The 20951-nt window shown below is 40.0% G+C and carries 22 protein-coding genes; 12 read left to right on the forward strand and 10 right to left on the reverse strand.

Going from position 1 to position 20951, the window contains the following annotated elements:
• Positions 1–703: 703 nt before the first annotated feature.
• The 3 genes from WKK05_RS20875 to WKK05_RS20885 form a co-directional block, all read right to left on the reverse strand.
• Positions 704–3427: a type I secretion system permease/ATPase gene (locus tag WKK05_RS20875; RefSeq protein WP_341525005.1), complete on the reverse strand. Its 2724-nt coding sequence runs from the start codon at positions 3425–3427 to the stop codon at positions 704–706.
• The gene (locus WKK05_RS20880; RefSeq protein ID WP_341525006.1) at positions 3376–4134 is read right to left on the reverse strand and encodes a peptidylprolyl isomerase; all 759 of its coding nucleotides are present in this window, start codon (positions 4132–4134) and stop codon (positions 3376–3378) included. Before WKK05_RS20880 ends, WKK05_RS20875 begins: the two co-directional genes overlap by 52 nt.
• A gap of 287 nt (positions 4135–4421) precedes the next feature.
• Positions 4422–5219 (reverse strand): TIGR00297 family protein, encoded by a 798-nt coding sequence (locus WKK05_RS20885; protein WP_341525007.1) that lies wholly within the window; start codon positions 5217–5219, stop codon positions 4422–4424.
• Between the two features lie 5 nt (positions 5220–5224).
• Here WKK05_RS20885 and WKK05_RS20890 point away from each other — a divergent pair, with 5 nt between their 5' ends.
• Both WKK05_RS20890 and WKK05_RS20895 read left to right on the forward strand, forming a co-directional pair.
• Positions 5225–5377, forward strand: coding sequence for a hypothetical protein (locus WKK05_RS20890; RefSeq protein WP_341525008.1), 153 nt, complete (start codon positions 5225–5227; stop codon positions 5375–5377).
• Between the two features lie 292 nt (positions 5378–5669).
• Complete coding sequence (locus WKK05_RS20895) at positions 5670–6101, forward strand: VOC family protein (protein WP_341525009.1); 432 nt, start codon at positions 5670–5672, stop codon at positions 6099–6101.
• Positions 6102–6291: 190 nt separating this feature from the next.
• Here the strand turns inward: WKK05_RS20895 and WKK05_RS20900 are convergent, their stop codons facing one another.
• Complete coding sequence (locus WKK05_RS20900; RefSeq protein WP_341525010.1) at positions 6292–6909, reverse strand: triacylglycerol lipase; 618 nt, start codon at positions 6907–6909, stop codon at positions 6292–6294.
• 438 nt (positions 6910–7347) lie between these two features.
• On the opposite strand from WKK05_RS20900, the gene WKK05_RS20905 reads away from it, so the two are divergent.
• Positions 7348–7926, forward strand: a complete 579-nt coding sequence (locus tag WKK05_RS20905; protein WP_341525011.1) for a hypothetical protein — start codon at positions 7348–7350, stop codon at positions 7924–7926.
• Between the two features lie 21 nt (positions 7927–7947).
• On the opposite strand, the gene WKK05_RS20910 is transcribed toward WKK05_RS20905, so the two are convergent.
• Positions 7948–9033, reverse strand: a complete 1086-nt coding sequence (locus tag WKK05_RS20910; RefSeq protein WP_341525012.1) for a tetratricopeptide repeat protein — start codon at positions 9031–9033, stop codon at positions 7948–7950.
• 439 nt (positions 9034–9472) lie between these two features.
• Here WKK05_RS20910 and WKK05_RS20915 point away from each other — a divergent pair, with 439 nt between their 5' ends.
• Positions 9473–10501 carry an acyltransferase gene (locus WKK05_RS20915; protein ID WP_341525013.1) on the forward strand — a complete coding sequence of 343 codons (1029 nt, stop codon included), beginning with the start codon at positions 9473–9475 and terminating at the stop codon, positions 10499–10501.
• Between the two features lie 30 nt (positions 10502–10531).
• Here the strand turns inward: WKK05_RS20915 and WKK05_RS20920 are convergent, their stop codons facing one another.
• The 5 genes from WKK05_RS20920 to WKK05_RS20940 form a co-directional block, all read right to left on the reverse strand.
• The gene (locus WKK05_RS20920) at positions 10532–11239 is read right to left on the reverse strand and encodes a 16S rRNA (uracil(1498)-N(3))-methyltransferase (protein WP_341525014.1); all 708 of its coding nucleotides are present in this window, start codon (positions 11237–11239) and stop codon (positions 10532–10534) included.
• A gap of 215 nt (positions 11240–11454) precedes the next feature.
• The gene (locus WKK05_RS20925; RefSeq protein WP_341531141.1) at positions 11455–13620 is read right to left on the reverse strand and encodes a pentapeptide repeat-containing protein; all 2166 of its coding nucleotides are present in this window, start codon (positions 13618–13620) and stop codon (positions 11455–11457) included.
• A 78-nt stretch (positions 13621–13698) separates the two neighbouring features.
• Entirely contained in the window at positions 13699–14706 is a 1008-nt protein-coding gene (locus WKK05_RS20930; RefSeq protein WP_341525015.1) for a zinc-dependent alcohol dehydrogenase family protein, read from the reverse strand.
• Positions 14707–14752: 46 nt separating this feature from the next.
• The gene (locus tag WKK05_RS20935) at positions 14753–14899 is read right to left on the reverse strand and encodes a hypothetical protein (protein WP_341525016.1); all 147 of its coding nucleotides are present in this window, start codon (positions 14897–14899) and stop codon (positions 14753–14755) included.
• Positions 14900–15027: 128 nt separating this feature from the next.
• Positions 15028–15504: a hypothetical protein gene (locus WKK05_RS20940; RefSeq protein ID WP_341525017.1), complete on the reverse strand. Its 477-nt coding sequence runs from the start codon at positions 15502–15504 to the stop codon at positions 15028–15030.
• A gap of 65 nt (positions 15505–15569) precedes the next feature.
• On the opposite strand from WKK05_RS20940, the gene WKK05_RS20945 reads away from it, so the two are divergent.
• The 8 genes from WKK05_RS20945 (at position 15570) to WKK05_RS20980 (ending at position 20944) form a co-directional block, all read left to right on the forward strand.
• Positions 15570–16790, forward strand: a complete 1221-nt coding sequence (locus WKK05_RS20945; RefSeq protein ID WP_341525018.1) for an ATP-binding protein — start codon at positions 15570–15572, stop codon at positions 16788–16790.
• A 75-nt stretch (positions 16791–16865) separates the two neighbouring features.
• Positions 16866–17920 (forward strand): IS630 family transposase gene (locus tag WKK05_RS20950; protein WP_341525019.1). Its coding sequence is split into 2 segments (ribosomal slippage): positions 16866–17258 and positions 17261–17920, totalling 1053 coding nucleotides; the frame shifts between segments, so codons are not numbered across the junction.
• 165 nt (positions 17921–18085) lie between these two features.
• Positions 18086–19555 carry a tetratricopeptide repeat protein gene (locus WKK05_RS20955; protein ID WP_341525020.1) on the forward strand — a complete coding sequence of 490 codons (1470 nt, stop codon included), beginning with the start codon at positions 18086–18088 and terminating at the stop codon, positions 19553–19555.
• A 3-nt stretch (positions 19556–19558) separates the two neighbouring features.
• Positions 19559–19837, forward strand: a complete 279-nt coding sequence (locus WKK05_RS20960; RefSeq protein ID WP_341525021.1) for a hypothetical protein — start codon at positions 19559–19561, stop codon at positions 19835–19837.
• Positions 19838–19876: 39 nt separating this feature from the next.
• The gene (locus tag WKK05_RS20965; protein ID WP_267871451.1) at positions 19877–20128 is read left to right on the forward strand and encodes a UPF0175 family protein; all 252 of its coding nucleotides are present in this window, start codon (positions 19877–19879) and stop codon (positions 20126–20128) included.
• Positions 20121–20339 (forward strand): hypothetical protein, encoded by a 219-nt coding sequence (locus WKK05_RS20970; protein WP_341525022.1) that lies wholly within the window; start codon positions 20121–20123, stop codon positions 20337–20339. The genes WKK05_RS20965 and WKK05_RS20970 overlap by 8 nt, the downstream gene beginning before the upstream one ends.
• A gap of 76 nt (positions 20340–20415) precedes the next feature.
• The gene (locus WKK05_RS20975) at positions 20416–20637 is read left to right on the forward strand and encodes a hypothetical protein (protein ID WP_341525023.1); all 222 of its coding nucleotides are present in this window, start codon (positions 20416–20418) and stop codon (positions 20635–20637) included.
• The gene (locus WKK05_RS20980) at positions 20615–20944 is read left to right on the forward strand and encodes a type II toxin-antitoxin system PemK/MazF family toxin (protein WP_341525024.1); all 330 of its coding nucleotides are present in this window, start codon (positions 20615–20617) and stop codon (positions 20942–20944) included. The genes WKK05_RS20975 and WKK05_RS20980 overlap by 23 nt, the downstream gene beginning before the upstream one ends.
• The last annotated feature ends 7 nt before the right edge of the window (positions 20945–20951 follow it).

Consider the following 20951-nt stretch of genomic DNA (forward strand, 5'->3'; position numbering starts at 1 on the left):
TAACAGGTTTTAATGAGTAATTAGTTATCTGCTAAATAATAATTACTCTGAAACTAAATATAAAATGCTAGTTTTATTACAAATTAATTATGAAAACTTTGATTTTAATTAAGAGTTTATTTGTTAAATTAACCTTAAAGCAAATTTTATTTCATTTGAATAGCCAGTAGGGGTGTTGTCGCCAAGCGCCGCACCATTAACGATGTTCGGTGCGTTAGGACTATAACGTCCATAACACACCCTACTGGCGTGACACAGCTAAAATGAGAGAATAGAAAAAGGCTCGTAGTTGGGCTTCAGCCCCAAAAACATAAATCTAATGCACAACTTTAGCCTTGCCACGCTACTACTAGATGAAAAGTATGTCAATAATATTTTCTGAGTTGTGTGTACACCGTAGCTTAATAAAGTGAGCCGATGCAGTATTTTTTGTTTCCAAAAAGAGCATCATAAAGTTATACCAATTTGAAAAAAGAATGTGACAAATAAACCATGCTGTAGAGACGCAATGAATCGCGCCTTCACCCAACGATGTATTGCAATCATTAATTGAATTGGTATTACATTAAAAAGAAAAACGCCCTCAATATCAGAGAGCGTTTTTGATTCAATTACTACTATTAAATTGTGATTGGTTCGTTATCCGACGAGCTTTCTAGAAACCGGAATAAGAAAGGCGGTATAAAATCCTGATTTTGTCTTACTAGACATTGGCCTGCTGCCGTTGATATAGTGACCAGTACAAACCCTTTTGTTGCAATAACTGTGAGTGCGTACCACGTTCAGCAATCACACCTTGCTCTAATACCAAAATCAAGTCAGCACGTTTGAGAGGAGCAAAACGGTGAGCAATCAAGAATACAGTCCGGTTGGCAGAAATTCTTTGGAGATTTTGTAGTACTTGCTGTTCAGTTTCACTATCTAAAGCACTGGTAGCTTCATCCAATACTAAAATCGGCGCTTGGGAAAGAAATAACCTTGCCAGAGCAATGCGTTGTCTTTGTCCACCAGATAGAGCTGTACCGCGTTCTCCTACATTGGTTTCGTAACCATAGGGTAATTGACTGATAAAGTCGTGCGCTACAGCTAATCTTGCAGCTTCTACTACTTGCTCTGCGGTGATGTCGGGATTACCGAGAGTGATATTTTCTAAGATGGAACCGTTGAATAAAAAGTCTTCTTGGAGGACTACGCTAATTTGTTGCCGTAATGAGGCTAAATCGGCACTTTTAATATCAAATCCATCAATGAGAACACGCCCTGATTCAATTTGATAGAGGCGTTGCAGTAGTTTAGATAGGGTACTTTTACCAGAACCACTACGTCCGACAATGCCGATAAACTGCCCTGGTTCAACATTAAAGGAAATACCCCGAAGAACTGGTTCAACATTGGCTTGATAACGGAAAAATACTTGGTCGAAGGTGACTTGACCTTTGAGGAGTGGTAAAACTAGACCAGTTCCGAGTTCAGCTTCGGGAGCGACGTTGAGAATGTCACCAATCCGATCTACAGAAAGTAGAACTTGTTGGAGGTTTTGCCATAACTGCACTAGACGTAAAAGTGGGCCTGTGACTCTACCAGAGAGCATTTGAAAGGCAACCAACTGACCGACTGTCAGTTTTTGTTCAATAACTAATTTGGCTCCAAACCAGAGAATTAGCATGGTAGAAAAATTGGTGAGAAAGTCACCAATATTGCTACTGATATTGGAGGTGGTAGAAGCTTTGAAACCTGTGCGGATGAAGCGAGCAAATAAGCCTTCCCAACGATCGCGTGCTACTGGTTCGGCTGCATGGGCTTTCACGGAATGAATTCCGGTGATTGTCTCGACTAAAAACGATTGACTGTCGGCGCTGCGGTTAAATGTTTCGTTCAGCCAGTTACGCAGAATTGGTGTTGCAACTATCGTTAAAGTGGCAAATAAGGGCAGTACTGCTAAGGCTGCAAAAGTAAGTGGAACATTATAGTAAAACATCAATGCTAGGTAGACCACAGCAAAGAAGCTATCTAGAATTACGGTTAATGCTGTACCTGTAAGAAACTGGCGGATTTGTTCGAGTTCTTGGACTCGTGCTACTGTATCTCCAACGCGTCGCGACTCAAAATAAGCCAAAGGTAGACGCATCAGGTGACGAAATAGCTGAGCCGATAAGCTCAAATCCAGGCGTCGGGCTGTATGGGTAAAGATAAATAGACGCAGTGTGCCGAGTATTGATTCAAATATGGCTACCGACAAAAGTGCGATCGCCATGACATCAAGAGTCGGTAAACTCTCCTGCACCATCACTTTATCAATAACGACTTGCGTAATTAGTGGTGTCGTTAACCCCAAAAGCTGCAACGTAAAAGATGCTAATAAAACTTCTGTGAGTAATCCTTTGTATTTCCAAACTGCTGGTGTGAACCAACTGAGATTAAATTTTTCTTGCTTGGATATCAGTTCTGCTTGCCATAGTTGCCCATCCCAGGAGGCTTCGACTACCGACTCTGGCAAGCTTTCACAAGCCCCGTCAGGGTTTTGCGGATTAGCGATAATTAAGCGATCGCCTTTAATTGCATACGCTACCACCCACTGGGGAGTACTGACTGAAGAGTTATTCCACAACAATAAAGCTGGAAATGAAATCTGTCGCAATTCACTCCAACTTAGTTCTAACCGTCGCAATACCAACCCTAACTTTTCGGCTGCTTCTACAACATTTTTTGGGCTTTGTCCTCTGAGTTGACGTTGCACCCATTCCAGTTGTACGGGATTTTCCAATTGTTGTGCCACCATTGTTAAACAGGCAGCTGCTGTATTCCAGCTAGCAACAAACGGATAATTCGATCTGACAAAATTTGCAGATGGCAGTCCTCTTTGGGGTTGGAGACTATGAGGGCTAGGAGTTACCTCTGAGGCTTTTGGAAGTGCAGACAAGGAGGCCGTAGATGTGTAGGAAAAAGTTTCCCTTTCTCCTTCTCTCCCTCTCTCCCTTTCTAGCGATAACCCTTGCCAAAACTCCTGAATTTGTGGGTGAGAAACTTCTGCCCACACTGCAATATCCCAACAGACTACTAATACTTCTTTACTAGCAGCTACAGCTTTACAATCTGCTGAAAACTTTTGTAAATTACCAAACCAATCTCCTGCTTCCAAGGCTGCTAATGGTTTGCCTAAACTCTCTTCTCGTAAACGAACTTTACCAGATACAACAAAGAATTGGTAACCTCCGGCTTCATTTGACCAAATTTTTTCTCCCAAATTGTACTGACGGATTTCTGATTGGCTTTGCAATCGAGATTTCTGTTCAGGAGTAAGCCAGCATAGCGGTGGTTGATTCCAAGGTAAAGAAGCTAGCACGCTTAATTGTCGAGATTCATTATTCAGAATTTTTAACTCACTTGTAATTTGACCGTCAGCTTTTGAATTTTCTCTGCTAACCATTTCTCAAACAACTCATTTTGTAGTGCTTGCTTTAGTTGAGTATCTTCTAAAGACGCTGGTAGAAATTGTTCTACTCGAAACAATCCATAACGTCCATCAAGTTCTATCGGCCCTAATAATTGTCCAGAACTGGCCACATCAATAGCCGCCCGTAATTTATCCGGTAGGCTGCCTCTACTGATTAGCCCCATCATGCCGTTGACAACTCGATCATCTGCCAGCGAATACTCTTTAGCCAGTTGCTCAAAGCTACTTCCTTCTTCGATTTGAGTTTGTAGTTCCTCGCTGAGTTCCCGGTTCTCAACCATAATCCGAGATAGTACTACCCGATCCAAAAAAATTTTACGTTCAATGAAATATTCGGGGATTTTTGCTTCGGTAACTACAGCCTTGAGTTTTTCTAATTTGAAACCAAAAGCAACTGATGCATAAAAAGTAGCGTAGTCTGTACTATTCTTACTTAACCATTCTTGGAAACTTTCCGGGTCAGTCAGTTGATTTTTCAACCGGAAATCTATAATTGTCTGTTCAGTTAATCCCGGTTTGATTTCAATATCATCTCGTGTTTTTATTTCTTGCTCAATTACGTACTGGCGCAGAATATCTCCAATGTACTGTCCCAATTTTCCAGAGGCTTGCAGGTATTTTACTGCTTGCTCAATGAAAATTGGCTGGTCATTGACGGTCAAGAATGGTAAAGATTCCATGAACTAATTATGGAGAAATGGTTAAACACTTAAGATGACTTTTTAATTAAATCATATAGAAATAAGCTGGTCATCAGCGGGCGAAAATGGTAAAGATTCTATAAACTAGATTACGGAGAATATAAGCTGAAAATTATATTGCTAGTAAATAAAATAATTTTGCATTATCAAGTATATGGTTGAGTCAAGACAGGACTGTATTATAAATTTCAACGCTGGCGAAGTAGCGAAACTCTCATGCTAAGAGTAAGTTGTGTTAAAAAGCTCTATCGACGTTGACTTAATAATCAGGCAATAATACTCGTCCATGTCCAGGCAAGTAGTATAGCGGCGATCGCCCCGATTAATGTATTGAAAATATTCACCACTTCATTGGTTAGCCAAGTGTATTTAGATTGTAGTGTTGCTCCAATCACGCTTTCTAAATTGGTGGCAATAAAGGCTGCCAACACACACCAAGCTACTCCTAATACATCAATCAACCCAACTCCCCAACCTACCAAAGCGATCGCCACTGATGCCACAATCCCAGCTATAGTTCCCTCAAGACTTACTGCCCCTTCTGTACCACGAGATACTGGTTGCAATGTGGTAATCAAGAAAGTACGTTTACCGTATGCTTTACCAACTTCGCTAGCAGTGGTATCAGAAAGTTTGGTACTGAAACTTGCCACATAACCTAATAGCAGTAGCGACTGTGGACTGGGGATTAGGGACTGGGGATTGGATATAAGAAATCCTGAATTTATCATCCCTACTCCCAAGGCACACAGCGCCCCTGTTAAAGCTGAACCCCAGACGTTTTCTGGGCCTCTTGCCCCAGAACGCTTTTCGGCAATTCCTTCTGCTTCTTTTTGTGCTAAACCGATGCGGGTAACTCCAGAACCAACCAGAAAATAGAACGCTACTACTAAATATCCTTGCCAGCCGAGAGTTCCCCAAATGAGTACGCCCAATAACCAAGCATGGAATAATCCAGCTGGGGTGAGCAATTTTTTAGGAGCAATCCAAACTACACCTAACAAAATTGCGTTTAATCCTACTCCAACCAACCAGGGATTCAGAGAATTTATTAAAGGTAACATTAGCAATGAATCACGAGAGTTTTGCCAGAATATCAACAGAATATCGGATTCTGCTACCTCTAACTAGTCTAATTTTTTTGTCATGTGGTTGGATTGCGATCGCTTCGAGTGTGCAGCAGGCGATCGCCCTGAAAGTAGAAATACAGGTGATATCTTAAACATCCAGCGCAAGAGTTTTTGCGCCCTTGCCTGTAGTGCAAACATAAATTAGTATAGCTCCACAAGAGAAAGCAATTAGATTAAGGATGAAATGTAAAATATGAAATCAGCTGTAGCAAAATTTTCATACTAGCCTACTGCGACGGGCATCCGGCGAGAGACTCTACATCTAAACTTGCTGATCAGGATATAAGTTAAAGTCAATAAAAACTGTGTTCAAGTTGACCGCAACTAGAGCTTAAGAGCATAAATTGTAGATAGCATCAACTATCAGCCTCTTCACCACTAGCTATGAGCGAAGTTTTATTTCATCTTGCTTTCCCTGTAACTGACATTGCCCAGACAAAAGCATATTATGTGGATGGCTTGGGCTGCATTCCCGGCCGGGAAAATCCCCACGCGCTAATTCTCAACCTTTACGGTCATCAATTAGTAGCTCATATTACCAAAGAACCCCTGATACCTCAACGCACTATCTATCCCAGGCACTTTGGGCTAATTTTTACTCAAGAACATGATTGGCAGGACTTACTAGAAAGGGCGCAACTACAACAGCTCCTTTTTAGAGAAGAACCCAAGAATCGCTTTGTTGGTTCTGCTTTAGAACATCGCACTTTCTTTTTAGAAGATCCTTTTTATAACTTGATGGAATTCAAATATTATCGCCACCCAGAAGCAATTTTTGGCAGTTCTGAGTATGCCCAAATTGGGGATAGAAGTTGATTGTAATTCGTAATTCGTAATTCGTAATTCGTAATTTGTAATGACGCTCTCTACAAGACCAAGGCGTTAGCGGAGCTTTCGCTTTAGCGATACGCGGACTCGCTATCGCTAACGTAATTCGTAATTGAGAAATGCGATCGCCTAGCGTCTCCCTCTTGGGAGAATCGCGCTTAGCATGTTGGCTGGTAAATTAGAGCGAAGGCAGCTTAATCGGTTCTGCCAATGCTTCTGTTACTGTTGCTAAAACTCTAATGTCTGTCAACATCCAAGGGTGCAGCGCAACTGGTACTATTACTTCTCTTCCCACAGGCATTTGTGAACTTTTCGCTGGCAGGATCATCAAATCATAAGGCGTCCAGATAGAAGTAAAATTTAGCTGCTTTAACATAGCAACATCAGCATTTAAATCTTTGAGAAAAAGGCTGTTGGGGCGCATTTGCACGCAACCAGGACGCAGAGAACCATAAGCAACTACAGTTCCCTGATGGGGTGAAGATATGGTGATTAACCGTTGTACGCGTTTAATTCCGCCCAGTCGTTGGATATAATAACGACTGACAATTCCTCCCATACTGAAGCCTACTAAATTCAGCGGTTGTTCTGGCAGAAAGTTGGCGGTAACATAATTGACTATCTGCTTTGCTAACTCATCAAGACCAACATCACCATTATTAGGTACTAAATCTAAAGTATAAACAGACCGACTTTTTTGTCTTAAGTAGTCTGCCATTCTATTGAAAACTGCCCCCGTGTCTTCAATGCCATGTACCAATAACACGGGGTTGTGCTGCTGATTTTCTGTGTTCATTGATCAAATTCGCTCAATCATATCTGTAGAAAATCTAACCGAGTGCGATTGGCTTTGCCACTGCCCTTTGGGCAATCGCTATCTGTCCAGAGATTATGACACTCATCCCACTGGTAGAGAGCAAATTACTTAACTTCAACCGAAGAGGTATTCGCTATAAATAAATATTAATTTTTATTAAGTGTGCTTTCAGAATCTTGCGCTTGGTTACAGTAAAATTTAATAATTAGTTCTCGATATACACATATACAGGTTGCAAATGCTTGCAAGAAAGATGTCGAGAACATTTGCCCTGTAATGTTATTACAATGTTAATTAAGTAGAAACCTATAAGGTTGTCACTGGAATTAAGTGACGTAAACAAATGTAACATTCAACCGTAATTCTTAATAATTGCGGTTAATTTCCAGATATTAAGAGGCAGGAGCAATTCTAATCATGGATTTTATCAAAAAATTAATCAGTGGGATTTTGAGTTTCATTACTGGGCTGTTACCGAAGAAGAAAGGTAACGGTTACTACTTGGAACTAGACGAAAGTAAGGATTTGAAGCCACTAGAGGCAGCTAAAGAGGCAGCTAAAGAAGTAGCATCGAACGCGAAGAAAGCAGCGGAAACAGTTACATCAAACGTCAAGCAAGCAGCGGAAACAGTTACATCAAACGCAAAGCAAACAGCAGAAACAGCTACATCAAAGACACCAGCTTCATCGAACGGATCAAAAAGTGCCGCAGCTAAAGCTAAGGCAAAATCAGTGAAAGAAGCAAAATCAGCTAAAAATCCAAAACCAGCTGATGTTCAACTAGTCCAGACTGCTGAGGGACTTAAGATTGAACCTGGTAAGAATGCAAAAGCCGCAGCAGCTAAAGTTCTCAAAGAGGAGCCAAAAGAAACCACTTTTGCGCCCAAATATCTTGCTCCTTCGGCTAACGGCTCTAACGGTCGTCGTCGTCCAGGGGCAAATATGAGTGCTTACCTAGACATGGCAAGTCAAGTTAAGGTTAAAACTTCTAACTAAGTCTGGTAATTGGCGCAAAAATCATAACCCACTATCCATCACCCCCTTAACAAATACTAGTCCGCTATACAAATGAAATGCTGAGTCCCAATTCGTCTGTTCCCTACGAAATAGGTGAACGTGAGATTGAATTTGACTCAGCATTTCTGTTTGATCTAATACTGTATCTGCAAAATGTGTGAAATCTGACCAAACTTTGACTTGCGGCATTTGCTGTTCAAGCCAATGCAATAAACTATTCCAATTGATTCTGATTGTATTTTGGCTAACTTGGGAAATGATTTCTAGACCTTGCTGAAATTCATAACCATTGTCGTAAAGTCGCAGAATGCAATTTCTGTCGGTTAGGTGTAAATCACAAAACTGGACGTAATCTTGGGTTTGAGTTTTGCGTTCTAGTTTACGACGAGCGTCAATATCTACAACTTGTTCAAAAATCGGTAACAGTCCTAAGACTCGTGCTTTGACTTCTGACCAATCAAAGGTTAAGGAACCAAGTTGATTTGCTTCGTTGCGGCAAACAACAGTAACTTTTGAGGTGTTTTCTTGGAAATAGTCAACTTGAAAGACTTGAATTTTTTGAATATCAGCTATTGTTGTCCAAAAGCAGGGAATACCAGCCTGTTGTAGTTGTTCGCCATAAAATCTGAGTTCTCCTACTTGTCCAGTGCGGTACAGTCTCCAGCCACGACTTGGTAGTATTAACCGTGCAGTATAAGCATCTAGCTGCATAATCTGAGCAAATTTTCCGGCTGCTACTGTTTTGAGTTCGCTAGCGAGAGGTTCTAAGACGAGTACGCCAAGTTTAGTGTCACTGGCTTGGGCTGTTGCTTGAGAAATGGCTCTTATTCTTTCTTCTTGCTCAATTTCTTGTAGCCGTCGCAAACTTTCACGTGCTTGGACGACTATTTTGGTATTGGTTGTGTCTCGTAGCAATTGACGATAAATTTCTTCTGCATCCTGGCGTTTTCCAGATGCTTCATGCAGTCTTGCAAGATAAAATTGCACCCAAGGATTGTCTGGGGTTTCTTTTAGTAGCTGTTTGAGTAATTTAGCAGCAGTGTGATAATCTTTACGCTCAAAGGCGGTGGCAACTTGCTCAATCATAAATTAAGTCACAACAGCTATGTTTATTGACAACATCTAGCACCAATAAAAACAGAAATGTAGGCTCAACGTTACCAGCCAGATACATCCTTTAGCAGGTAAGTGGATATAATTTAACATTAATAACAAATTTTAGGCAATCGGCTTAACCTTATGTAATTCATGATTGTATTGAGTCAATATGTATACTCTATATAAATTAAATTGACATAGCTTATTTACCTAAAAGTGAATAATTAAAAAATGTAATTTAGATTATGTATAGGTTGCAATTAATCAGGCAAAGTTATTAAAAACAGCGCCTATATTTTATTCTAGATAAACTTTATATAAATAATTAGTATTGGCTAGCTTGGAATTTTTTTATAAATAACATATAAAAAATCATATCCCTCAAAAAGAAGATGTATAACTATAAACAAGCATATTGTTTTTATTAATGAATACAAAAAATAGACTCCTAGAAATTGATGTTCTCAGAGGGGTTGCAGCTATAAGTGTTGTACTATTTCATTACACAACTCGATACAACCAAAAGTATAGTCATTCAGATGATGTGTTAATGTACTTTCCTCAAGGTCATCATGGTGTTGAATTATTTTTCATAATTAGTGGCTTTGTAATTTTCATGAGCCTAGAGAAAATTCAAACTGGCTTCGAATTTATAGTTGGGCGTTTCTCACGGCTTTATCCAGCTTACTGGACTTGTGTTATTTTAACTTACGCAATTGTTAATATTGCTGGGCTACCTAACTATAGAGTTAGTTGGGATATTGCCATAATAAATCTCTCAATGTTCCAATTATTCTTTAATATTTCTAATGTTGATGGAGTTTACTGGACTTTAGGAATAGAATTATGCTTCTACTTTATTATGTTCATTTTTTACAAATCAAGGCTATTAAAGCATATATATGAAATCGCAATAATATGGCTGGTGTTGATGGCATTAAATATTGTATTAGAAAAACAAGGAATTATATCTATTGAAACCAGAGTTGGAATTTTATTTTTTCTTAGGTATAGTTCATTAATATTTGCTAATTTATTTCTAATCGGGATGATGTTTTATAAAAAATATAGAGAAGGGTTTTCGTTAAAGCAGTATAGTATTATTACTGGCTGTATATTAATATATAAACTTCAGCATTCTTGGAAAGAAACCATATTAATTATTGTTTTTACTGCAATATTTAATTTTGTATTGGATAATAAAATGAAATTTATTGTTCAACAGCCTCTATTATTTATAGGTACGATATCTTACAGTTTGTATTTGATTCATCAAAATATTGGTTATGCAATAATATATACCTTTTACAAATTGGGAATTAATCCTAATATAAGTATATGTATTGCTTTAATAATATCTATATTATTAGCAACTACAATCACATTTAAAATTGAAAAACCAATGATGCGGTTTATAAAAGAACAGTATAAAATCAGAATATTAGTACAAAGATAAGCCTAATTGGCAACATACATATCGCTGATTTTAAACTTCCGAGGCTGCCATAATTAGGGATAAAGCAACTATTGGGGCTGTAACTGCTCGGAGGATGCGACGACCAAGGGAAACAGGTTGGAATCCAGATGCGATCGCATTTTCTAATTCTTTTGTTGTCCATCCTCCCTCTGGGCCAGTTGCAATGATGATTTCACCAGAGATATCAGTCAGCACCTTGCTTAAATAAGGATACTCACCACGAGCTTCACAAATATAACGGTGAGTTGCCAGATTAGTAGTAACAGCAGTGTTAAAAGCAACAGGTTCTAAAATTGTTGGTACGAATGAGCGTTCTGATTGTTCTGCGGCTTCTGCGGCAATGCGCCGCCAGCGTTCGAGTTTTTGAGGACTGGGATGAAGTAAAGTGCGATCGCTCAATACAGGAGCAATACAAGCTACTCCCAACTCTGTACAAGCACGCACTACTTCATCAAATCCATTACCTTTAGGCAACGCCATGATCAACGTAATAGATACTGGTAACTCAGTTTCTACTAAAAGTGCTTCTAAAACCTCTGCTTGCTCCCCAGCTAGCTGCGCTAACCACCATTTACCTACACCATCCATTGCAATAAAGCGATCGCCCTCGCGCAAGCGCAATACCCGCACCAGATAATGTAATTGTTCTTTTGTCAGAACAATTTGTCCTTGTTGAAATTGAGAGGGTGCGATCGCTATTCTTTGCAGCTGAGACATGAGAATAATTCGTAATTCGTAATTAACGTGAGTTCGATGAACCTCTCCCTCCCAACCTCCCTCTCCGAAGCGGAAAGGGAGGAGCAACGAAACAAATCATCGTTTTACTCCCCTCTCCTACGAGGAGAGGGGCTGGGGGAGAGGTCAACATAGTACTTGTCGAACTCACGTGTAATTAAGAGGCAGAGAAAATGGTTTGACACAACTATTTTGCATTACTTGAGATAAATCAGCAGGTTCAATCCTGGAATTGTGCGGGAAAGTGTCCATAAAACTAGGGTGATGTAAAGTAAACCTAAACTCCACTGATACCAAGCAAGTGCAGATATGATGCTAGGAAGGTGTTCGTCTCGCAAACGAATATCGTTAAATCCTAATTTAACTAGGTTATTGAGGCTAAAGTCGTAGTAGTTCAGCCAATTCCAGCGACGTTCCCATAGTATGGGCATATATCGTTCACGGAAAGCCTGATTTCTGGGAATTACTGGTAAGCGCCCAATCAATAATCGTAACTGCCGCATCGTTCCATCTTCTGTGAAGTAGGAAACATCCATTAAGCTGTGATAACGGCCTTGCTGATAAAGTTGCAATAGTAAAGCTGCGGGTACGGGGACTATGATAATTAAAAGACAGCCTAATGTGAGCCAAGGCTGTTCGGCATTACGAAATATAGCTAATAAGCTAAACAGTGTTAAGCTGCTAAAACTAATTAATATTGAACTGGTTTCATAGTATGTAGGAATAATTGGCATAGGAAGTAGACGACGATAGCGATCTACTAGCCAAAATAGTAGTCCGAAGTAAGCGATCGCTAATCCTCCAACGCCGAACACTAACCAAAAATCCGTACCATAGCCACTCAATAACAACAGTACACTCAATGCCAACCAATTCCAAGCTTGCAGTAACCAGGCAGCAGGAGAAAGAGGTTCACTAATAATCAGGTGATTGCTTAGTTGGGTGTATTTTTCTAAATCGATGTCTGCTAAAGCGAGTAGCTCACTGCTATTGCGAAATGATTTTACCAGACGACGGTTAGCGATCGCTTCCGCCTGAGTTGGAGAAAAACCTACATTAATTAAACTAGCCAGGGAAGCACTATTAATATTTGTAGCTGTTAGCAGGTAGCTTAACTCTGTTAATCGCAGCCTTTGTTTTGTATACTCCAACTGATTAGCATCCGCTACTTGCTGCTGCTGACGGAAATTCTGCCCTAAATTTCGCAAGACGTTTTGATTACCTTGCAATGTAGAGACATAGAATACCTTACCAATTTGACCAGGATTACCTAAAATTTTGGCTTGATTAGAGTTAAAAGTTAAACTAGGTACATTTAAAAAAGCTTCTTTAGCAAACCTCGCATCACTAAAATCTGCTTGGTTAAGAATGCTAGCACCGCGCAGATTTACAGGTTGGTTAAACTCTGCTTCTCGAAAGGTAACGCTTTGCTCAAAACTTGCATCTTCTAATATGAAACTCTGATTAAAATTACCTTTAGTAAATTGTGCTTGTTGAAAAAAGCGCACGCTAGAAAAATCAACATTCCCTTGCCACTGCACACTACTGAATTTAGCCAATTGCTTAAAAATTGATTGGTTGAAGTTGGCAGTGTTTGCAAAGATGCTACCTTGAAAATCAGTGTTTTCTAAAAATTGAGTTTGTCTAAAATTAGCTTTGTCAAAAAAAATACTGCCTTGAAAATTGCTCAACTGTCGAAAAGTGGCATTAATAAAGTTGGCAGTCCGCCCAAACCTAGTTTCAGTCCAGTTAGTTGGTTTAAGAAAGATTGCACCTTGAGCATCCACAGACTGAAGAAAGAATACATTGGAAAATTGGACTTCTCCATTGAAGCGAGTTTGCGCCAATGTTAAGACACCACGAAATACTGTGATTTCACCTGATGGAGTTGACTGAGTTCCTAAAAGCGATCGACAATCTTTAGAGTTAGGTAAATCTATTGCCAGTGACTGCAAGCATACCAAGCGTAAGCGTTCCAGTTGTTCTTGTTCATTTAGGCTGAAAATAGGAGCAATGGCTTGGGCATAAAGAGGTGTTTTTAAACCCAAATCGCTACCCACAAAATCCCCTTGAATCAAAGAGTAGCTAAGGTCTAAACCCAAGGGTTTCGTACCAGTTTTGTACAATTCTTTGCGTAACAGTTGGTAAAAAGCATCACGGAAAGTAGCATTTTCTGGCCGCAAATCTATCAGCATCTTCTGCAAATCGACTGTCAAATTACCTTCACGGAGTGTCGGTGTACGTAGTCGTTCTTGCAATAATTCCAGAGTTAAAGGTGTGCGTTCTGGTTGTGCTACCAAAGCAGGTAGGGGTAGAAAGAGGAAAATTAATAAAACGCAAAGGCACGCAAAGGTTAAACGCAAAGGTACACAGAGAGTTTTCTCTGCGTTCCCCTGCGTTCCTATGCGTTTAAAACATAATTTATCCAAATTGGCTGTATATTATTCATCGCTCATCAGCAGAACAATTTTACCTGTAATAGAGCCAGTTTCTAGTAGTTTGTGTGCTGACGCTGCTTCTTTTAGCGGAAACTTGTGACTGACGTGGATTTTTAACTTGCCTTCATCTATCCAAGTAGCAGATTGTTCGAGAATCTCTGCATGGTGTTGAAGGCTTTGTTGCAATCCTAATAACGCTGGGGCTAGCATGAATTCTAAACCAATGCGAAGATTGCGGGTTCTGGCATTCTTCCAAACAGTATTGGCATCTGGTTCGAGAATCGTCACGATATCGCCATATACCCGCACCGCTGGGAAGGTTTTGTGAAAAGTTTCGCCGCCTACAGTATCGAAAGCCAAGTCTACACCTTCGCCATTCGTCCAATCTAAAGCCGCCTGCACAAAGTCTGTTTGTTTGTAGAAAATTATATGGTCAGCACCGAGTTGTTTGACGAAATTAGCCTTTTCTTCAGAACTCACAGTGGTAGATACAGTAGCACCTTTAAGTTTTGCTAGTTGAATTGCTACATGACCAACACCACCAGCACCTGCATGAATCAAAACTTTTTCCCCAGGTTCCAATCTTCCCCGTTCATACAAAGCTTCCCAAGCGGTAATTAAGGTCAAAGGTGCTGCTGCTGCTTCGGCAAAGGAGATAGAAGCGGGTTTACGCGCCACAAACCGCTCATCAACAACGGTATATTCTGCATAATTACCTTGGTGTGCGCCTAAACCGCCATAGCAAAAATATACTTCATCTCCTGGGCGAAAACGCTGAACACTAGCACCCACTGCTTCAACAACACCCGCACCATCACATCCTAAAATTGCAGGCATTTGATCGGGGTAGAAAGTACCTCGGCTACGAAGTTTAGTATCAATGGGGTTAAGTCCAGCTGCAACCAAGCGGACTAAAAGTTCACTATTCCCTACAGGAACACCAGGGTTTGGTACTTCCTGCACTTGCAAAACTTCGGGACTGCCAGCTGCTGTCATGATGATTGCTTTCACGATTGTTTCCTCCTGGCTTTAGATGCACACTCACTCATTTGCAACTTTACCGTAATCGGGAGAACATAGCGATGCCTACGCGTTTGTGTACCTCATATTCAACATCAGGGATTGAGAGAAATTTTACAACCTGCGGGGTGGAAGTTGATGGTGCGATCGCCAATTTATCCGCAAGAGGGAGCAGAGAAGACATAGCGCTTCTCATTTAAATAGAATACACTCTGACCTCTCTCCAAACTTCTCTCCTACAAGGAGAGAGGCTTTGAGGCTTACTCCCCTTCCCTTGTAGGGAAGGGGCTGGGGGTTAGGTCTGTATTGGATTCAACTGCAAAACGCTGTAGTTATAGGTTCTAAGATAACGGAAATAACAAATGCGTAGGCGTAGCCAGCACTTCGACAAAGCTCAGTGACCACCGTAGGCATCGCCAACTCAACAAACGCGATCGCCAAATCAACAAATGCGAACGCCGAAATAACAAATGCGATCGCCAACTCAACAAATGCGAACGCCAAATCAACAAATGCGAACGCCGAAATAACAAATGCGATCGCCGAATCAACAAATGCGATCGCCAAATCAGCAAATGCGAACGCCAAATCAGCAAATGCGAACGCTAAATCAACAAATGCGATCGCTAAATCAACAAATGCGAACGCCGAATCAACAAATGCGAACGCCAACTCAACAAATGCGAACGCCGAATCAACAAATGCGATCGCCAAATCAGCAAATGCGAACGCCAAATCAGCAAATGCGAACGCCAAATCAACAAATGCGATCGCAAAATCAGCAAACACCTTTCAGAGTCCCCAATTGCCGCGTAAAGTTGCGTTATCATCGCACTAAACTATAAATTCTACCTATGGCTCAGGATTTCGGGACTTTAAAAAAGATATACAACGTTTTTGACCCATTTCGACCTTTACCCGCAGGAGATCCTGCTTATGTCGATTGTGGGGAGGTGCGGGGAGATGGTGACATTCTTGTAGAGGTAGGTAGAGAAATTTTGTATTCAGATAGAATGACCTGTCAACTTTATGCAGGTCATCGCGGTGCAGGTAAATCAACAGAACTGCTACGTCTCCAAAAATTTTTGGATGACAAAGGCTGCTTTGTAGTCTATTTTGCCACTGAAGAAGATATCGAGCCAGAAGACGCACAATATACAGATATTCTCCTCGCTTGTACGCGACGTTTATTAGAAGCATTAAAAGATAACGCTGATCCTGAACCTTTGCTGACATGGTTAAAAGACCGTTGGCATGATTTAAAAGATGTTGTGCCTAACGTATCTTTAGAAAGTCTGGACGTAGAGAAAGAAATTCCCCTATTTGCTAAAATCACAGCTAATTTAAGAACTGAACCTAGTCTTCGCCACAAAATTCGTCAGCGAGTTGACCCGCACACTACAACTTTGATTGCAGCGTTAAATCAGTTTATTAAAGATGCAAAAAGACGTTTACCTTCTGGATATACTCAATTAGTAGTTATCGCTGATAACCTTGATCGAATTGTACCCATAGTCCAAGAAGATGGGCGCAGCAATCACGAGCATATTTTCTTAGACCGTAGTGAACAACTCAAAGCTTTAGATTGTCATCTCATTTATACAGTACCAATTTCGCTGGTGTATTCTAATCGCGCTACAGATTTACGAGATATTTATGGTACTGATGCTCAAGTTTTGCCTATGATTATGGTGCAAACTCCTGACAATCAGAGCTATCAAAGAGGAATCGATAAAGTTAAGGAAGTGTTGCAAAAGCGGGTTAGTCGTGTTGACTCTAATCTTTCTATTTTAGATATGTTTGAGCAGCCAGAAGCTTTACATCAACTATGTCTGATGAGTGGGGGTCATGTGCGGAATTTGCTATTATTAATGAAAGAGGCGATTAAATACACTGATGCTCTGCCCATTTCTAAAAAAGTTTTACAACGCTCAATTAGTGAGACTAGAATTACCTATCGTAATACAGTTTATGCCGATGAATGGCAAGCACTGGCAAAAGTTTATCATTCTAAGCAAATAGAAAATGATGAACGGCATCGTAACTTATTATTTAATCGCTGTATTTTAGAATAAGTAGGTAGGTGCCAAAAAAGTCAGCTATGTTAAGATATGTAAAGACTGATAATGCATCTACAAGGTAGTTGGTGTATGGGTGCGCGTTTAAGGGTATTTCTGACTCCTGAGCAAGACCAAACTTTACTAAATCTGAGAAAACAGGATGTACCACAGAAAGTCAAAGACAGGGCGGAAATAATCAGGCTAAATGCACATGGTTGGTATGTAGAGAAGATAGCAGATCACTTTGATTGTCACAAAAAAACAGTCACAAAAGTTTTGCATCAATGGCAAAAACTGGGCACAGAAGGGCTTTGGGAATCTCCTGGGCGAGGGGGGAAACCAAAGTGGCTTGAGGATGACATGATATTTTTAGAAGAATGCCTCAGAAACGAGCCACGCACATACAATAGTTCTCAGTTAGCTTTGAAGTTGAAAACAGAACGCAACGTTGAGATGAGTGCCGACAGATTAAGACGGGTACTCAAAAAAAGGGGGTCGATTGGAAACGGACAAGGAAAAGCCATAAAGGAAAACAAGACCCAGTAGCACGAGCAAACAAGCAAGCAGACCTAGACATGTTGGAATTAGCTGCTGCCACTGGTGAAATAGACCTGAAATACCTAGACGAGTCAGGGTTCTGTATGTGGAGCGAACCTAGTTATACATATTACTTTAGAGGTGAGCAAAAACGGTTAGAACAGACTAAACGCCGTGGTCGCAGATTAAGTATTATCGGGCTTCTCCAACCTTTAATCAGTTTTGTTTACGGTTTAGTTATCGGTGGTGTTGACCGTAAATCTTATATAGAAATGATGGAGAAAGAAGCCAAACAAGCCCAAGAAACTGGACGTATCAGCGTGATTGTGCAAGATAACGGGCCAATACATCGCTGCCAAGAAGTTCAACAATTGTGGAAAAAATGGGAAAGTCAGGGTTTGTACATCTTTTTTCTCCCGAAATATTGCTCAGAAATGAATCCAATTGAATTGGAATGGCAACATCTCAAGAAAGATGAGTTATCCGGGCAAGCATTTGATGATGAGCTAGATCTCGCTTACGCCGTCATCAATGGTGTTCAAGCTAGAGGAAAAAAAAACAATCACAACACACATCGTGTAAAATTTAGCTCTAGATTATCAACTTAAGATTTTGTTACATAGTAGAAAATTTCGGTGCCTACCTACTTATCGCTACCGAGATGCTGAAGAACAAATTCAATGTTGGTATGATGTTCATCCTTTAATTAAAGGAATTAAAGAATTTCAAGATGCTTTTAATAATCTGACCCCTAGCTAGTGAGACACAGCTTTATGAAACTGGAACTGACTGATTGGGATCAAGATTTACCACCAGAACCAGATGAGGAATATCAAGCATTAGTCCGTACTCTTAAATTTACAGAAGGCTTTGGCTTGTTATTTGCGCGCTGTTCTCCGGCTGAGGGTGAGCAGTTAATTGGCAAAGTTAAAGAAGATATTACCGATAAAACTATTGAAGTTTTGCGATTAAAGCAAGCTGTTACTAATTTATATGAAATTATAGACAAATTAGAGAATAAAGAACAGATAGATATTTTATTTATTACAGGTTTAGAGTATTCATTTTATGAATATGAAGAGTCTAAAGCTTTAACAGGCTGGAATAGTAGAGATATTTATTCATATAGTTGGAAGAGTGTACCACCTGTTTTAATTAACCTGAATCAACAGCGAGAACGTTTTAGAGATAGCTTTAATATTTGTTTTGTTTTCTTACTACCACTATTTGCTATTAAATATTTTATTCAACGCGCCCCAGACTTCTTTGATTGGCGTTCTGGGTTATTTGAATTTCCTATAGATTCAGAAACCTTAGAGCAAGAATCATTACGTATACTCCAGGATGGAGACTATAAAAAATATCTCACGCTAACACCAGAAGAAAGAACTCAAAAAATACTAGCAATTCAAGAATTACTTGCAGAAAAACATCAAGTAACTAGTAGCCAAGCAAAATTACTTTTGAAACTAGGAAGTTTGCAATTGGCTGGACAAGATTATACAAAAGCGATCGCATCCTATGATCAAGCACTGAAAATTAAACCTGATAACCACAGAGCTTGTAACAATCGGGGCATTGCGTTAAGGAATTTGGAACTCTATGAACAAGCAGTTGCATCCTACGACCAAGCACTGAAAATTAAACCTGATTACCACCAAGCTTGGAACAACCGGGGCATTGCGCTATTTAATTTGGAACGCTATGAACAAGCAGTTGCATCCTACGACCAAGCACTGAAAATTAAACCTGATTACCACCAAGCTTGGCACAACCAGGGCATTTCGCTAGATGATTTGGGACGCTATGAACAAGCAGTCGCATCTTACGACCAAGCGCTGAAAATTAAACCTGATGACCACCATGCTTGGTACAACCGGGGTGCTGCGCTCTTGAAATTGGGACGCTTTGAAGCAGCAATCGCATCCTACGACCAAGCACTGAAATTTAAACCTGATTTCCACGAAGCTTGGAACTGGCGAGGTACTGCGCTCTTGAAATTGGGACGCCTTGAAGAAGCGTTCGCATCCTACGACCAAACACTGAAAATTAAACCTGATTACTTCCCAAGTTGGTACAACAAAGCTTGTAGTTATGCCCTTGAAAGTAATATTGATCAAGCACTGCAAAACCTGCAACAAGCAATTAATTTGAATTCTGAAAAATGTCGTGAATGGGCAAAAACTGACTCTGATTTTGATGGTATTAGAGAAGATAAGCGTTTTAAAGCTTTAATTCAATAAAAAATGTCAAAAAACCCCCAAAAGCAAAAACAGCTATCTCTCCAAGAAATAGTTAGTCTACCTATAGCAGAACGGCACAAATTACTAGCACCCTTTATCGCAGCTACAGCCGAAGATTTTTTAAACGACCCGGAATTAACAGAATTCTCAATTTTAAATGGCGAAGATTGGGAAACTGAGAATGACAACACAATTCATGTGAAAGAACTCGAAAGCATCCGTAGTCATGATGGTTTTTTGAACGGCTACGCACCAGAAGACGAAGGACTTTATGACGACTGAAATTAAAAGCGATCATCTACGAAATGATTTTACATAAATATGTCACAGCTAAAAATTGACTATCCAGAAACTTTACCAGATGCCTTACAACAAACACGAGAACAATTTGAACAAGAGGCAAAAATGGCAATGGCAGTCAAACTATTTGAAATGAAACGTATTTCTTCTGGTTTAGCTGCACAGTTAGCAGGTATAGATAGGGTAACTTTTTTACTTAATTTACACCGTTATGGCGTAGCTATGATTGATTTAACAGAAGAAGAACTGATATCTGATTTAGCGAATGCCTGAAACAAACATAATTGTTATCAATACAGCACCACTTATCTCTCTAATAGCGGCAATAGGAGATTTAATAATTCTTCAATCTTTGTACACCCAGGTTTGGGTTCCCTTTGAAGTTTGCCAAGAAATACTTTCTGGAGGTGTCAAATTCGTTCCTTTCTCAGCTACTATCCCTCAAGAGATACCCGGATTTTTCACTTGTGAAAAAATTTGTTAATATGAACAATGAAATTAAAAGCGATCGCTCCTAAATGGAATTACACTAAATATTATGAGAATCCTAACTAACATTTATGGAAAAAGAATTGACTACTCTGACTTATGAAATTGAATTAAAACCAGGGGAGAAATTGAATCTCCCAGAATCAATACTGGAAAATATTACTACAGGACGCTGGGTAATTACGATCCAACAAAAAGCCGAAGAACTCGAAAGCACCCGCAGTCATGATGGCTTTTTTAACGGCTACGCACCAGAAGACGAAGGGCTTTATGACGACTATCCAAGCAGGTGAGTTTTGGGTAGCAGATATTCCGTTCACCAGCGGTAAAGGTTTTAAAAAGCGCCCTGTACTTGTGTTGTGGATAGATGGAAATGATGTTGTAGCAGCAGTAGTTACATCCGCCGAACCACGCACACAAACTGATGTACTTCTAAATGATTGGGCTACAAGTGGCTTGCGTATTGCTTCAACCGTGCGCTTGTCTCGATTGGATTGCCTAGAACAGCCTTTGTTGCTGGCTAAGATAGGGCAAGTTTCTGAATCAGATGCAAAGCGCTTAAAAAAAGTATGGGATTTGTATATCAAACCTCAATTTTAAATAACTG

This window comes from Nostoc sp. UHCC 0302, assembly GCF_038096175.1.
GTDB lineage: Bacteria > Cyanobacteriota > Cyanobacteriia > Cyanobacteriales > Nostocaceae > UHCC-0302.

Bases quoted from the DNA above. Each gene is read 5' to 3' on its own strand.
- WKK05_RS20885 (WP_341525007.1), bottom strand. From the start codon at position 5,219: ATGTTACCTTTAATAAATTCTCTGAATCCCTGGTTGGTTGGAGTAGGA.
- WKK05_RS20920 (WP_341525014.1), bottom strand. From the start codon at position 11,239: ATGTCTCAGCTGCAAAGAATAGCGATCGCACCCTCTCAATTTCAACAA.
- WKK05_RS20980 (WP_341525024.1), top strand. From the start codon at position 20,615: ATGACGACTATCCAAGCAGGTGAGTTTTGGGTAGCAGATATTCCGTTC.
- WKK05_RS20970 (WP_341525022.1), top strand. From the start codon at position 20,121: ATGCCTGAAACAAACATAATTGTTATCAATACAGCACCACTTATCTCT.
- WKK05_RS20905 (WP_341525011.1), top strand. From the start codon at position 7,348: ATGGATTTTATCAAAAAATTAATCAGTGGGATTTTGAGTTTCATTACT.
- WKK05_RS20960 (WP_341525021.1), top strand. From the start codon at position 19,559: ATGTCAAAAAACCCCCAAAAGCAAAAACAGCTATCTCTCCAAGAAATA.
- WKK05_RS20955 (WP_341525020.1), top strand. From the start codon at position 18,086: ATGAAACTGGAACTGACTGATTGGGATCAAGATTTACCACCAGAACCA.
- WKK05_RS20910 (WP_341525012.1), bottom strand. From the start codon at position 9,033: ATGATTGAGCAAGTTGCCACCGCCTTTGAGCGTAAAGATTATCACACT.
- WKK05_RS20965 (WP_267871451.1), top strand. From the start codon at position 19,877: ATGTCACAGCTAAAAATTGACTATCCAGAAACTTTACCAGATGCCTTA.
- WKK05_RS20890 (WP_341525008.1), top strand. From the start codon at position 5,225: ATGAATCACGAGAGTTTTGCCAGAATATCAACAGAATATCGGATTCTG.
- WKK05_RS20915 (WP_341525013.1), top strand. From the start codon at position 9,473: ATGAATACAAAAAATAGACTCCTAGAAATTGATGTTCTCAGAGGGGTT.
- WKK05_RS20900 (WP_341525010.1), bottom strand. From the start codon at position 6,909: ATGAACACAGAAAATCAGCAGCACAACCCCGTGTTATTGGTACATGGC.
- WKK05_RS20875 (WP_341525005.1), bottom strand. From the start codon at position 3,427: ATGGTTAGCAGAGAAAATTCAAAAGCTGACGGTCAAATTACAAGTGAG.
- WKK05_RS20895 (WP_341525009.1), top strand. From the start codon at position 5,670: ATGAGCGAAGTTTTATTTCATCTTGCTTTCCCTGTAACTGACATTGCC.
- WKK05_RS20880 (WP_341525006.1), bottom strand. From the start codon at position 4,134: ATGGAATCTTTACCATTCTTGACCGTCAATGACCAGCCAATTTTCATT.
- WKK05_RS20945 (WP_341525018.1), top strand. From the start codon at position 15,570: ATGGCTCAGGATTTCGGGACTTTAAAAAAGATATACAACGTTTTTGAC.
- WKK05_RS20935 (WP_341525016.1), bottom strand. From the start codon at position 14,899: ATGTCTTCTCTGCTCCCTCTTGCGGATAAATTGGCGATCGCACCATCA.
- WKK05_RS20975 (WP_341525023.1), top strand. From the start codon at position 20,416: ATGGAAAAAGAATTGACTACTCTGACTTATGAAATTGAATTAAAACCA.